We start from the raw sequence: 14123 nt of genomic DNA on the forward strand, positions 1-14123 counted from the left end.
TAAATAATAAGCTTATTTTATTTCGGCTTAAATATTGCTTAGTTTTTAACCAGCTACCCTATCCCCATTCTAAAGTAGTACCTGTAGCTTACCCATTCCTGCCATGCCGTAACTGGTGAGAATAACGCATACCTTGTATCGTTAAAGTTAAGGAATATCTATGTCTACAAAACTAAAACTACTTACCCTGCCATTGCTGGTGCTATTTTTCTTTGCCCAGTTTGCTGAGGCTGGTCTGGTCAGGTCAGGCGGCAGAGGCGATTTCAGCGCCAATTTCTCGCAGGCTTTTTATTATGTCGATAACCAGTATTTAAATGAAGTCGGTATTATTGAGTCGGCTTTTAATTTTGATGCCCCTTTTGCAGCTAACAGTATTTTGCGGGCTGTCGGCGGTGGCGGCCGTGGCTTAGGCTCAGTACCTAATGACTGTATTAAAGGTTATACCCAGGACGATATAGATAATTTAGAGCAGGAAATAAACTTTCTATACGAAGACTTTGATAACGGTTTAATTACTGAAGACGAATTAAATGCCGGCATCGCCGCGTTAGAATTCGCAATTTACGGCGAGCCCTGTGTCTGGGAATTTGCCCAGGGTGATGCGCTGGATATGTTTGGTTTTTTCAGCCTGTATTTTGATACACCAGATGTTAGCTATAACGTGCGCTGGTTAATTGATGACGTTTTCCTGCCCGGCGACATTAATACCGCAGGTGATCTGGTGACGCCGGATGGCACCATTAAGAACGGCTGGGTTACCTTAAATACCGCGCCAACCATGGCCTTTGCCCCCGGCGATTATATGGTGTATGCCGCTGTCGATTTATCGTCCAGTGCAGGCCGGTTTTTTATGACCAGTAACCGGCCAGGCGACGAAATAGTATTTGAACAAAAATGCATTGAAAAGCCTAACCCTGACTTCGACCCGGACAATCCGGATGATGGCATTGACCCCTTTATTGAAGTATGTGGTTATACCAATGTCGACAGAAACGATTCAGAAGTAAATAACCCGACCATGTCGTTCTTCTCTGATGGTGAACTGCTGCGTATTCTGCCAGCAAGTGACGGCCCGGTTACCCCGGTTAATGCTCCAGGGTCTATTGCACTGTTGTTAGCAGGCTTATTCACTATGGGGTTAAGAAGACAACGTAAAACCCAAAGCTAAAGTTTTATAATCTTGAAATAAAAAAACAGAACAGGTGAAAACCTGTTTTGTTTTTTTATGCGACCCTACTCCCTAAACAACTTTAGCGCTTCGATTTTCTGCCGGGCTAAATCCTTATCCAGAAACTGAATTAACCGCTGAAACTCTGGCTCATCTGTCAGGCCTGCCAGCAAAGGGTCATATTTAGTCCAATATTCTCGCCAGCCTTTATTGATAGCTTCTGACAATCTACTAATAGCTTCAGCTTTATTACCCTCCAGCGCATTTACACGCGCCGCCAGATAGTATAATTCCGAATAAATGATAGACGACTGCAGTTGCTCGGTCATTAAAGCCTTGCATTGGGCTATTAAATCAAGCGCGCTTTGTGCATTGCCCAACTCTTGTTCAGCCCAGGCAATTTCAATCGCCGGTGAGCAATATGGCATACCAAACATATCAGCCGGCTCAACCAGGTTAGATTTCTCAGTTAACATGTTCAGTGCTTTTTGCTTATCACCAAACATTGCCTGATACCAGCCAGCCTCAAACTGCAGCCAGTAATCATCTGGGTTAGCGGCCAGCTTAAAGTCCATTCGTGAAAATAATTCGGTAAAATCCTGCTCCAAGATTAGTAATGTTTCCTGATAAAAATCAGTAGTACTGGCCCATGCCGGATCATTTGCCATTTGCTTCACAATATCGGTGAGCCCCAGATTTACCATTGGACTGATCATTTTATGCCCTAGAGTATGATTGTCAGGTGAAAGCGATATGGCTTTCTGTGCCTCAGCAATCGCATCCACTAAATTACCCTGGCTAAAATAAATATCCGCTAAGCCCTGATGGGGAAAAGGTGACTGCGGGAAATCCACCTCCATTTGCTTAAAAGTAGTTGCAGCCTCATCAAAGCGACCAGCGCGGGTCAGCGCGCGTCCTAAGTTGTAAGTGTTAGTTTGAAATAATGGATCCAGTTGCTGCGCCTGCTGCAATGCCAGTAAGGATTCATCAAAGCGCTGTAGAGAATTTAATGCCAGAAATTTCCACATATAGGCAATCGCCAGACTCGGGTTTAACTCAATCGCTCGATCATAGTCAGTAATAGCTTTGTCAAAGTCATTTTGTATATATGAAACAAATCCATTTACCAGATGCGCCTCAGCTAATTCTGGCTGACGAGCTAATGCTTTATCAATATTTTGCTGAGCGAGGTTTGCTGCGATATCAGTTTTAATAATACCAAAGCCTTCTCGAATTTCTGACAGTAACAATAAGGTATCCGCCAGCCCGACATAGCCATTGGCATATTCCGGGTCTAGCGCCACAGCTTGCTCAAATAACTGGCGGGCTTGCTGCATGGATTCAGTGGTTTGTTTGCGGTATTGTTCACGGCCTTTTAGGTACAGCACATAAGCATCGGCATTACGGGTACTGGCCAGGCTGTTGAAGCTGCCGGCCTCTGCATATTTATCCTGTAGCGTATTTACTACCGAGCGGCCAATTTCCTGTTCTAACTGCGCAACAGCGGTGAGTTCTCGGGCATAAGTATTGCTCCACAGGGTGTTGCCACTGTTTACATCCAGCAACTGTACCCGCACATTTAACCGCTGGCCTGTGGCCTTAACGCTGCCGGTCAGCACGGTATCAACCTGCAAGCGCTGACCAATTTGCTGCGCGGTTAAGCCTTGCTCAGCTAAAAACTGGCTGGAGCGCGATGCAGACACTTTAAAATTGGCAGCACTGCCGAGCAAACTGGTCATTTCTTCAGCCAGGCCCAGTGCTAAATAACCCTGATCCTGCGCCGCGCTGTCATCGCTAAACGGCAACACCGCAATGGTACTCACTGCGTTGCTGGCTAACGCTGCTTTCGCAATTTCTTGTTGCTTTGCCAGTTGTTGCTGCTTTAGCACGCCATAGTACTCAACACCAACATAGCTACTGATTAGCATCACCAACACTAAACCGGCCCACTGGCTGGCACCGGGCGCTGCAGCGGGTTTATTTTGTTCATTAACACTGGCTGTGCGGCTAATGCCAGCAAAGCTAATATCACAATACCAGGCCAGATAAATAACCAGCGGCAGACAGCACAGTAGCAGCACAAAAATGGCTGAGCCCAGCAACGGGTTAAGTGCCAGCGTACTGGTTAACACTGAAATAATTTGCAGCAGTAACCAGCTTAACCCCGCATAAACCAAGACTGATTTCACCACGGCGCGGCGCTTTAACTCGCTAAGAAAGGTTTTCAAAATAGGCATGACTTTAGAGGCATCGAATATATAAAGCCTAGTCAACAACAGGTATTTACACAACAGACCCAGCTGTGATGGGCCGTGTTTGACAGAAATTTAACGGCCCCGCCCCAGGTGAAAACCGTAAGCCACCATTGAAAATGGACAACTGTTCACTGAATTCATTATAAACACCATTTATACAAGTTAGCCTAAGTTGTTTATATTCAATGAATTAAAACCAACTATAAAAATAAATAAGCATTCAAACTGGCCAAACCAGATATTTTAGTGTACAACTGTGCGCTGAAATTTAGTAGTAACCTTTAACGGATAGCAGATAAGCCACGTGAAGCCTTTTTTAACCCGCCTCTGGCGCAATTTTTGTTTAATGCTGGCAAACCAGCCATCATTAACCTTATACTTTTTGCCTTTACTGCAGCGGCTATGGCCTGGTTTTTTACCCGGCTTATACCGGGCCCGCCTGGTCAGCCAGCAATGGCAAACATCAGATATGCTGCTTCTTACCCTTAAGGTGTCTGGCCGCTGGCCAGGCTTTGTACCAGGTCAGCATATTGTATTAACCCTGCAGCATAATGGTCGTTACCTGAGCCGGCCTTTTAGTATTTGCTCTTCATTTAACCTCTGGCAAAGCCGGCGGCAGATCCAGCTGTGTTGCAAAGTCAGCAACACTGGCGAATTCACTCCGCTGTTATCACAGCTAAACACCACCAGTGTGCTGAATATCAGCCAGGCGCAGGGTGATTTTCACTGGCGACAACCTGCCCTGCCAGCGGTATTTATTGCTGCCGGCTCCGGCATTACCCCCATTGCGGCTATGTTGCTAAGCCAGCGTCACTGGCTGGCGCCGGTTAGTCTGTATTACCGGGTACGGGGCAAAGAGAATGCAGCCTTATTAAGTGAGCTTGAGCAGCTCGCTGCCAGACAGCCCTTATTTAGCCTGCAGCTATCAGATAGCAGCACTACCCCCCCGGCAACCCTGCAACAACAGGTTGTTGCCAATGCGGCCAATAAGCAATTTTACCTGTGCGGGCCAGCAGCTTTTATGGCACAGACCCGCGCCGCGCTGGTTGGCAGTGGTGTAGATGCAGCAGATATTCAGCAGGAACAATTTGGTTTAGCCATGCCGGCAATGACTATTGACTCAGCAGACGGACAAGTAGTTAGCGGCCACTTTATCAGTGCCGGTATCAGTAAAGCAGTAGCACTGAACCGGCAGCAAAGTCTGCTGCAAAACGCTGAGCAACATGGCCTTAGTCCGCGCTTTGGCTGTCGGGTTGGCGTTTGTTTTCAGTGTGTCTGCGACAAAGTCTCCGGCCAGGTCCGGGATATTCGAAATGGAGCCTTAAGCGGCCATGGCGCCGAACAAATTCAGCTGTGTGTCAGCCAGCCGGTAACTGAATTAGTGATTAAGCTGTAACAGGAGCTGTGATGAAACTTTCCACCGAACAATTTAACGCACTGGAGCATGAGCTCGACAGTTTAAAACAGCAGGTACAACAGCAATTAGGTGATGCCGATGCGCGTTATATTCGCCGCGTATTACTGGTGCAGCGCTTAAGCGCGCTAAGCGGCCGGGTGTTAATGGTGCTGGGCTTTATTACCCCCTGGCTGTGGCTGTTGGGCGTACTGCTACTGGCCCTGGCGAAAATTCTCGATAATATGGAAATTGGCCACAATGTACTGCATGGTCAGTATGACTGGATGAACGATCCGGTACTGCATTCGAAACGCTTTGAATGGGATATTGCTTGTGACGCCGGCTCCTGGCAGCGCACCCACAATTTTGAACACCATACTTACACCAATATTATTGGCAAAGATCGTGACTTTGGTTATGGCTTGCTGCGCTTAAGTAATGATTTTCGCTGGCGGCTGCGTAACCTGTGGCAAGGTGGTACTTACCTTGTGCTAAGTATGTTATTTCAGTGGGGCGTGTCGTATCACGAGCTGGCGGCGCAGCGGGTGTTTGCCGGTAAGAAAAAGGCAGACCGTCATTCTCAGGTAAGTGATCGTGAGCTTAAAAAAGCGTTTTTTGGTAAAGGTGCCCGCCAGTTGCTAAAAGACTATCTGTTTTTTCCGTTAATTGCCGGGCCAATGTGGTTATGGGTATTAACGGGCAACTTGCTGGCTAATCTTATCCGTAATTTATGGACGTCTACAGTTATTTTCTGCGGCCATTTCACCAAAGAAGTGCATGTATTTACGGCAACAGAGTGCGAGGGCGAAAGCCGGGGCCAGTGGTATTACCGCCAGATGCTGGGCTCATCAAATTTTACCGGCCCAAGCTGGCTGCATATATTAACCGGCCATTTAAGCTGCCAGATTGAACATCACTTATTTCCGGACATTCCGGCCAGACACTATCCGGCGATGTCACAGCAGGTACAGGCTATTGCTGAAAAATATGGTATCAGCTATAACACCGGTAGTTTTCTGCGCCAGTACAGTACGGTATTCTGGCGTATTATGCGCTACTCTTTGCCGGGCGGCAAAACCGCGCTAAAGCTAACATCGTAAGCCGCTATAGGGCGTAACTGCAGCGTAGTTACTGCCCTTTACCAGTCAAGTCGTGCTTCAAAGCTCATTTCCAGCATTTGCTCAGTTCCGACTGGCTGTGCTGTTACCTTCAGCTGAAATATACGCTGCGAGCTCGCATCCAGCGTGCCATAGTATGAAATATAGCCATTAGTGTCTGCTACGCGCATCTCAATTACCTGAGTCTGCCCCAGCAGATTCTCATGCTCGACTTGCACAGTAGCGCTAACCGTTGCATTCTGGCGGGATTCACTGTTGTCCAGAATAACCAGATTCAGCAGGGCAAGAACCGGGTTCGGCTCAATACCATACTTGTCGGTCATATTCTGATCCAACACATTGGCACGGGTAATATTGGCCTGCAAGGTATAGCCGTCAATCTCTGTAACATGCCCCAGCGGCTTGTCAGGCACCACAACTTCTGCGCGATTGGCTGGGTCGGTTGCCGGGGTGGCATTCTGACCAGCACGCTCACAACCGGCAAGTAGCCCAGCAAAGATCAGCGACACGGTGATAAATTTGAACGAGCAAGCTGGTAAGCTCAGGTAAACATCAGGTTTCATCGGTAACTCCTCAGGGTTAACAGCCGTCAAAGCACGTAATTGCTTTAAATACCGTAACATACCCTAAGCATAGCTGATGGTTTAACAAGTCGCTGTGTTTACCCGGCTTTATCGTCTGCTTTGCTATCAGCAACCTCAGACGGGTTTACTGGCAGACGCCCGGCTTTGCGCAGGGCGTCATGCAGCAAATATTCTATCTGGCCGTTCACACTTCTGAACTCATCATCGGCCCAGCGCTGCAGGGCGCTGAGCATTTTCTCATCCAGCCGTAAAGCAAAGGCTTTTTTAGCCACACCCGCCCCTTTTTAGTACAGACTGCCGGTATTGAGTACCGGCTGCACATGATGATCACCACACAATACCACCAACAAATTGCCTACCATCGCCGCTTTGCGCTCATCATCCAGCTCTACCACATTACGAGCCGATAACTGCTCCAGCGCCGACTCCACCATGCCGACCGCACCTTCGACAATTTGGCGCCGCGCCGCAACAATAGCAGCTGCCTGCTGACGCTGCAGCATAGCGCTGGCAATCTCCTGGGCGTAAGCCAGGTGGCTAATCCGTGACTCCAGCACCTGCACCCCGGCTTTATTTAAGCGAGCCTGAATTTCATTCTTTAATAATTCAGTAATATCATCGGTACTGCTGCGCAAACTGATATCTTCGTCATTGCCGGCATCATAGGCGTAGCTAGAGGCTAAATGCCGTATCGCCGACTCGCTTTGAATGCTGACAAAGTTTTCATAGTTATCCACTTCAAATACCGCTTCGGCGCTGTCGACCACTTTCCATACGACCACCGCTGCAATCTCAACCGGGTTACCGGCGCTATCGTTCACTTTCATTTTGCTACTTTCAAAGTTACGGACCCGCAGTGATACTTTCTGCTTGCTGTACAGAGGGTTAGACCAGCGCAAACCGTTATTTAAATCAGTACCAACGTAACGGCCAAATAGCTGCAGTACTGCCGATTGATTCGGGTGCACCATATAAAAGCCAAACCAGCAGACCAGTACCACAATCGAGGCCAGTAAAAATAAGGCTTTAGCCATACCCGGCACAACGATAACCCCGGCGACCATTAACACCTGCAGGATCAGCAACACGCCAATCATGCCAAAGCCACCTTTGCTGTTAATCATTCGTTCCTTCAACATACCGCACCCCTGTCAAATTGATATCATAATAACATCACTTTAATAGATGCCGGCTAAAAAGCAAGAAAAAAGGCCGGTTATTTAACCAGCCTTGTTTACAGGGTGCCCAGGGTGGCTAAACAAGGCCCCCTAAGTTATTGCCTTTGCTAATTTTAATGACGATGGTGTCGCTATGGTCGTGTCCTGGTGCGCAGAAAAAAGGCCACAATCACCGATGTTACTGTGCCCATTACCACCGCCCCTAGCACACTTTGTTTTATGTAGCTTGGTAAATTAAAATAAGCCGCGGCTTCCTCGCTGCTCATCATATTTTGTGCCACCGCATAGGCGCGAACGTTACTGAAGTATTCCGGACTAATCACGGTATGAAACAGCCATTGTGACGCCGGGCTAATAAAGGCCACGACTAAGGTGATTAGCAAGCCCGCTACTATGCCTTGTTTCCAGCTCATAACGCCGTTGTAATCACGCCATTTTTTTGGCGCAGTGCCAGTAAATAAATAGTAATAGCCGGTATCGCAAACAAATTGGTATAGGTGGCATGCTGCGCAATATAAGGCCCATGCAGCCCTACTAATTGCTCCAGCCACAGCCATAGCAAGGTCATCAGACTGAAAATAACACCCCAGCGAATTTCTGTCAGACGTGTTTTCATAACATATTGTTCTTATTAGGTTAGCCACCGAAAAACTATAGCGTTTTCTGCACTAAACGCCAGCTGCTTTTTAACTGTAATAACGTAAATTAGCGAATTATTGTTGTAGATCATGCCAGGCTGCTGCGGGCAGGTCGCGAGCAGCGAAACCCTGTGATATGCTGATTTAACTCAGTATCGCCTGACAAGGTTTGCCAACTTATGAGTAGTATATCCTCGCTGTATCTTTTTATAGAACGCACTTTTTTTGGCACCTTAAGCCGGAAAATCGTCGGCAATATCAGCTTTTTAGCTATTTTTTTCCTACTGGCACTGTACCTCGCTTACCCAGAGGGTGGTGCCACTGGCCGCTGGTGGGCCCTGCTGATCCTGGGCCTGAGCGCCTTTATTTTTACCATCGGTTATATGCATCATTTATTTGTCCGGCCGGTAACAACGCTGGTAGCAGCGCTGCATGACACTAACCGTAAGGGCACTGATTTGAACTTGCGCCTGCCGGCCTTTACCTTTGATGAATTTCGCACCTTATCTGAGGAATACAACCAGTTTGTTAGTCAGCTTGGGGTGTTGCTGGGAGATATTCACCAGCAGGCACAGGAAACCCATCAGGTAAATGAACAGGTTTCAACAGCCGTAAAAAGTACCCGCCAGCACTTGCAGGACACCGAAAAGCGCAGCGGTCAAATTCGCCGCGACAGCGATCAGGTGCTGGATAATCTGGCCGAAATAGTTCGCCATGGCGATGAAGTAAATCAGGTATCCAGCCATGCCGTTGATAAAGCGAAAGTGGCCAGTGGCCAGATGCAGCAGTTAAGTGGCCAGCTATCCGGTATTGTGAAGTTACTTGATACCTTTGGTAATACCATTAACGGCCTGCATAAAAACTCCGAAAACGTGCGGCAAATTCTGGTGATGGTAGAAACTTTCTCTGATCAAACCAACCTGCTGGCGTTAAATGCCGCCATTGAAGCCGCCCGGGCCGGTGATGCCGGTCGCGGTTTCGCTGTAGTCGCCGATGAAGTACGAACCCTGGCAGCAAAAGTAAATGATGCCACTAAGCAAATATCCGGCTTTTTAAATGAAATGGAACAATTGGTGGGCGAAACGCGCACCGAATCGCAAAGCCTGAACCAGCAAGCCCAGCAGGCCCAACAGCAGATCACTGATACCAGTGGGGAATTTGGTCAATTACAGCAAGAATTGCAACAAGCGAAAAGCGGTATACAGAATATCAGCCAGACCGTATTGCAGCTTGAACAACGCTATCAGCAAACTCACCAACACTTAACGGCCATAGAAAAAGTGACCACGGATGCGCACCATCAGATGGCCTCAATTGATAAGGCAGCCAAAGACTTACTTAGTGGCACCGCCCGTACCCAGCAGCAACTAGGCCGCTTCGCCCGCAGTTAATGCTAACGGGCGATGACTTGCTCTTGCCACCACTGGCTAAGCACTGTGGCATTGCCCTGCATTAACACCGGCAGCTCGCGTTTGTTAAGCTGATACTGGTACATCGGGTCGTAATAGCCGCTTAATAGCCGCGCTATCCAATTCCGGTGCAGGCTAACATCACCGCTGCGTTGTTGCTCAGCTAAAGCCCCTTTCAGCAGCCCGTCCAGCTCAGAGTAAAGAACACCACCCAAGCGTTTGCGAATGCGTGCCATGGCCTGTTGCAGCATGGTGCCGAAGTGCTCAAAGCCCTGCTCGCCATGCAGACTTGTCGCTTCAGCAAGCAAATCGACCACATAATCCTGCAAAATAACCTCAATCCGGGCATTCAGTGGTTCATCGAGTAACAACAGCGGACTTTGCTGCATCGCCTGATAAAACCCATGCGGGATATTACGCTGGCCAATTAACAGGCTTTCATCTTCCAGTAATAAGTATGGTGGCTGAGCCGCTTGTACGCGCAGCAGCGCCGCGGCCAAATCATTTTCAAAGCGGATTTGTGGCGGTTGCGCTGCCAGCTTGCGACCAAAGGCAGAGCCGCGATGATTAGCAAGCGCCTCTAAATCTACCGCGTGCAACTGACGCAACAAGCGGGTTTTGCCACTCCCGGTCGGCCCTGCCAGCAACAGCATCGGCAAGCTGGCTACCTGGTCAATAACCGTAATAGCGGCCTGACGCAAGGCTTTAAATCCGCCTTTTACCCTGGGGTATACCACACCAGCATCGGCCAGCCACTGCTGGGCAATTTGTGAGCGCAGCCCACCGCGGGCACAGTACAGTAAGCCGTTCGGCTGCTTTAAGGCAAAATCATGCCAGGCCTTTACCCGCGCTGTTTTTAGCTCGCCTTGCACCAGTTTATGCCCCAGTGCAATTGCCGCTTGCTGGCCCTGCTGCTTATAACACAGGCCTATGGCTGCACGTTCGCTATCGCTCATCAGGGGTAAATTAACACTACCAGCAAAGGCACCACGGTCAAATTCGACAGGCGCGCGGAGATCCAGCAGCGGTAGCTGCTGGCAAAGGATCTGTTGGTAGTTTGATACCAGCGGTAAGTCAGAGGCCATATCTGGGTTTGCTAACTCAGCCGGATCCGATGGCCGGTTCCTGACGTGGTCAGTTCACCAATGGGTTGCAGTATCAAATCATATGCCAGCGCTAAATCCCTGAAGGCCGCTTCGGCTTTGGGGCTTACCGCCAGCAACAGGCCACCGCTGGTTTGCGGATCGCATAATATTGCCTGCTGCGCCAGGCTTAACGGCGATACTTTGGCGCCATAACTAACAAAATTACGTGCACTGCCGCCGGGAATACAGCCTTTGGCAAGGTAATCGTTGACATGAGGTAACACCGGTATCGCCGCATTATCCAGCACCGCATCTACGGCGCTGCCTTCACACATTTCCATTAAGTGCCCCAGCAAGCCAAAACCAGTCACATCGGTCATGGCGTTGATGCCCTGCAGGGCACCGAGATCTGCGCCAATCCGATTAAGCTGCACCATACTATCGCGCGCCACAGTGGCATGATCGGCATGCAGCTTTTTCTGCTTTTGCGCGGTGGTTAAAATGCCCACCCCTAGGGGCTTGGTCAGATACAACTTATCACCCGGCTGGGCCGTATCATTGCGCTTCAACTGCTTTATCGCCACCTTGCCACTTACCGCCAAACCAAATATTGGCTCTGGCGCGTCAATACTATGACCACCGGCCAACATAATGCCGGCCTGTTTGCAGGTATGGCGTGCCCCTTCCAATACCTGGCGTGCCAGCTCCGGCGGCAGCTTATTAACCGGCCAGCCTAAAATGGCAATGGCCAGCAGTGGCTGCCCGCCCATGGCATAAATATCACTAATGGCGTTGGTGGCAGCAATGCGACCAAAATCAAAGGCGTCATCAACAATCGGCATAAAAAAGTCGGTAGTGCTAAGCAGTGCAGTACCATCGCCTAAATCGTAAGCAGCCGCATCATCCTTGCTGGTATTGCCTACCAGTAACTTACCATCGCTGAAGGTTGAATCGGTTTTAAGAATAGTATCGAGTATTTGCGGAGATATTTTACAACCACAGCCTGCGCCGTGGCTGAATTCAGTAAGTTTAATTGCAGAGAAATCAGACATAACAACCCTATCGGGTAACAACGTAATACCGCCAACATACCCAAACGCTTTTGCAATAACAAGGTATGATTTAGGCGGTGTATTATCGTTGCATCATTACTCTGCCCTTAACCGCAACCAATTAACGTCTTCACCGTCACTCCATCTGTTACATGTGTTCATCCCGGTCACTTCGATGTTTCGGCCCGACGCTTGCGCAGTCAGTAACATGGCATACTGCTTTTTACCGGCTTCCGAATTTTCGTCTCGAATCATCCAGTAACTATTTGTCGCACAGGCTGGGCTACCACTTTTAACCCCATCAATTAACCCAAAAAATACCAATCCATCGCTGGCTCTGACAATAACATAATCTACTTTGCCAACCTGACTACCAGCTGATACAGGCCAGCCAAAGGTAAATAAAACGCTAACTAACAAAAACTTAAATTTTATCAAAAATAACACTTTCATATCTTCTTCCTGAAAATAATAAAATCATGTACATAAGTTTAAAATTTTACTGTTTAGTTAAACCCATATGTACGATGGCAGGAATTCCTTCGTGGCAACTATCTACAGTTAAACCGATTTTTTTATTAGCCATTTATGCGGCTAAGAGCAAAGCGTAAATCTGCGAAAAATGAGGATGATTGTCAGGAAAAATATAATAATCTTGCCTGCCACAATTATCGGGATCAGACGGATATTGGTGCTTAATGAGCAAGCCAGTATGGCCTTTGTAAAACAGAATATAATTAATATCACCTGCATTAACAGCGCCAGCTGCCATGGCATTGATGCTTATTAATGAGCTACATAAGAGCAAAAATTTAAGAGTATTTTTCATTTTATTAATTAACTAAATAATGACGAATATTTGCCTTGGCCCAGCTACTCCAGCCGTTGCAACTAGCAGGTACTTGGTCACCATCAAAATACATATTGGCTACTGGTTTGCCGGCCATTTTTGCAGCCAAAAAAGTACTGTACATTGCCTGACACGCCTGGGGGCTTGTTTTGTAAGCAGTACCATTAACAACCCATTGGTTGTCGGGACTACAGAAGAACACAGGAGTGTTCATGCTACTTAATTTAATCATCAGCTGGCTGTCAGCATGATAAGACAACGTTTCAACTTCACCAGCACAGACTAAACCATTTGCCGTTACACTGTGGCTAAACAATGCAAGCAAAGCTACAAGTGGTAATTTTAAATAATGCACGTCGTAATCCTTAAAATATTAATCATTCATCACTGTAAAATAGTTAATTGTGTCTGATACTTATTGGTCAATACAATTGCCATAGGTGGTAAAATAAACCGGCTTTTGCATAGCAAATGCCATCATTAATACGCTTAAGTATTCTTTCGCCATTGGCCTGGCAATACTAAATGATAGGTAATCACCATTAGAACCATGGCAAGCAGGTTTATTTTGCACGCCACCAACCGGATAAATGTAAACAAGATTACCACCTTCGTACATTAATATCTTTTCGATTTTAGCCAGAGTATGTGCCTGAGCAGTACACGCAAAAATAAAGAATAAAGTTACAGAAAATATAATCGATTTCATTATTGAGTCTCATCAATTAAAAAAACCTAAATGTTATTTCAAACACATTAAAGGCTTTTATTGCATAGATTTATTTTTATTTAACCTACTATTAACGACCTATATTAAAACACGTAGGGCGAAAACTACGGCTGTGTCGTTAAAAATACCGCATTTGTTATTGTGCCACTGGCTTGCAAACCACAACCATCGGTGTTATCAGTGATCACATTGACCCGATGGCCCGCAGCCTTCGCCGTTACCAGCAAGGTGAGTACTTCCTTTCTTTCCTCAGCAGTCCAGCCGGTAAAGTAGCTCCAATAGGAACCTGATGTGGCTGTCCGTTCGTTTAAGTAGACCACGGCTTTTAGCCCCACACCTTTTTCCATCCATATCCGACCAATATATAAATTTTGGCAATCTACAGTGGAAGCTTTCACTGGCAAACAAGCCATTACGGCAATAATAAAAACAATTACTAATTTAGTTTTCATACTTTACTCTGGCATTTAAACTGACTACGCCACATTTTCTTTTTATTTGTTAAAAATCAATGACTCTGACCCTGAGGGATCCCCACGAATTTAGCTCCAACACAATCCATACTCTGCGGTTTTCCGTTTGAAGTAAAGAACGCCGGATAACCAATGTTTTAAAGTTATCCGAAGTTCGCTTTGATGGATTATTCTTGCAGCGATGTAA

Annotated in this window: 15 protein-coding genes; 4 read left to right on the forward strand and 11 right to left on the reverse strand. The window is 47.3% G+C overall.

Going from position 1 to position 14123, the window contains the following annotated elements; all coding sequences use genetic code 11:
• Window positions 1–160 precede the first annotated feature (160 nt).
• The gene (locus ABY802_RS13130) at window positions 161–1168 is read left to right on the forward strand and encodes a hypothetical protein (protein WP_372627589.1); all 1008 of its coding nucleotides are present in this window, start codon (window positions 161–163) and stop codon (window positions 1166–1168) included.
• Between the two features lie 65 nt (window positions 1169–1233).
• Here the strand turns inward: ABY802_RS13130 and ABY802_RS13135 are convergent, their stop codons facing one another.
• Entirely contained in the window at window positions 1234–3396 is a 2163-nt protein-coding gene (locus ABY802_RS13135; RefSeq protein WP_372627590.1) for a tetratricopeptide repeat protein, read from the reverse strand.
• A 331-nt stretch (window positions 3397–3727) separates the two neighbouring features.
• On the opposite strand from ABY802_RS13135, the gene ABY802_RS13140 reads away from it, so the two are divergent.
• Together ABY802_RS13140 and ABY802_RS13145 are read left to right on the forward strand one after the other, a co-directional pair.
• Window positions 3728–4819: a flavin reductase family protein gene (locus tag ABY802_RS13140; protein ID WP_372627591.1), complete on the forward strand. Its 1092-nt coding sequence runs from the start codon at window positions 3728–3730 to the stop codon at window positions 4817–4819.
• Between the two features lie 11 nt (window positions 4820–4830).
• On the forward strand, window positions 4831–5919 hold the full coding sequence (locus tag ABY802_RS13145; protein WP_372627592.1) for a fatty acid desaturase: 1089 nt from the start codon (window positions 4831–4833) through the stop codon (window positions 5917–5919).
• Window positions 5920–5957: 38 nt separating this feature from the next.
• On the opposite strand, the gene ABY802_RS13150 is transcribed toward ABY802_RS13145, so the two are convergent.
• The 4 genes from ABY802_RS13150 to ABY802_RS13165 form a co-directional block, all read right to left on the reverse strand.
• Entirely contained in the window at window positions 5958–6500 is a 543-nt protein-coding gene (locus ABY802_RS13150) for a DUF4426 domain-containing protein (protein ID WP_372627593.1), read from the reverse strand.
• Window positions 6501–6598: 98 nt separating this feature from the next.
• Window positions 6599–6793, reverse strand: coding sequence for an Arc family DNA-binding protein (locus tag ABY802_RS13155; RefSeq protein WP_372627594.1), 195 nt, complete (start codon window positions 6791–6793; stop codon window positions 6599–6601).
• A 12-nt stretch (window positions 6794–6805) separates the two neighbouring features.
• Window positions 6806–7660, reverse strand: coding sequence for an SPFH domain-containing protein (locus ABY802_RS13160; RefSeq protein WP_372627595.1), 855 nt, complete (start codon window positions 7658–7660; stop codon window positions 6806–6808).
• Between the two features lie 170 nt (window positions 7661–7830).
• The gene (locus tag ABY802_RS13165) at window positions 7831–8256 is read right to left on the reverse strand and encodes a DUF4199 domain-containing protein (RefSeq protein WP_372627596.1); all 426 of its coding nucleotides are present in this window, start codon (window positions 8254–8256) and stop codon (window positions 7831–7833) included.
• Between the two features lie 260 nt (window positions 8257–8516).
• Between ABY802_RS13165 and ABY802_RS13170 the strand changes: the two genes are divergently transcribed.
• A complete protein-coding gene (locus ABY802_RS13170) occupies window positions 8517–9728 on the forward strand; it encodes a methyl-accepting chemotaxis protein (RefSeq protein ID WP_372627597.1) in 1212 nt (403 codons plus the stop codon).
• A 2-nt stretch (window positions 9729–9730) separates the two neighbouring features.
• Here the strand turns inward: ABY802_RS13170 and mnmH are convergent, their stop codons facing one another.
• From mnmH to ABY802_RS13200, 6 genes are all read right to left on the reverse strand, one after another.
• Window positions 9731–10831, reverse strand: a complete 1101-nt coding sequence (gene mnmH / locus ABY802_RS13175; RefSeq protein WP_372627598.1) for a tRNA 2-selenouridine(34) synthase MnmH — start codon at window positions 10829–10831, stop codon at window positions 9731–9733.
• Between the two features lie 11 nt (window positions 10832–10842).
• Complete coding sequence (gene selD, locus ABY802_RS13180) at window positions 10843–11883, reverse strand: selenide, water dikinase SelD (protein WP_372627599.1); 1041 nt, start codon at window positions 11881–11883, stop codon at window positions 10843–10845.
• A gap of 96 nt (window positions 11884–11979) precedes the next feature.
• Window positions 11980–12336 (reverse strand): hypothetical protein, encoded by a 357-nt coding sequence (locus ABY802_RS13185; RefSeq protein WP_372627600.1) that lies wholly within the window; start codon window positions 12334–12336, stop codon window positions 11980–11982.
• A gap of 380 nt (window positions 12337–12716) precedes the next feature.
• Window positions 12717–13088, reverse strand: coding sequence for a hypothetical protein (locus tag ABY802_RS13190; protein ID WP_372627601.1), 372 nt, complete (start codon window positions 13086–13088; stop codon window positions 12717–12719).
• Window positions 13089–13148: 60 nt separating this feature from the next.
• Window positions 13149–13442: a hypothetical protein gene (locus ABY802_RS13195; RefSeq protein ID WP_372627602.1), complete on the reverse strand. Its 294-nt coding sequence runs from the start codon at window positions 13440–13442 to the stop codon at window positions 13149–13151.
• Window positions 13443–13567: 125 nt separating this feature from the next.
• Complete coding sequence (locus ABY802_RS13200) at window positions 13568–13915, reverse strand: hypothetical protein (protein WP_372627603.1); 348 nt, start codon at window positions 13913–13915, stop codon at window positions 13568–13570.
• Window positions 13916–14123 lie beyond the last annotated feature (208 nt).

Source organism: Arsukibacterium sp. (assembly GCF_041616895.1).
Lineage (GTDB): Bacteria > Pseudomonadota > Gammaproteobacteria > Enterobacterales > Alteromonadaceae > Alishewanella.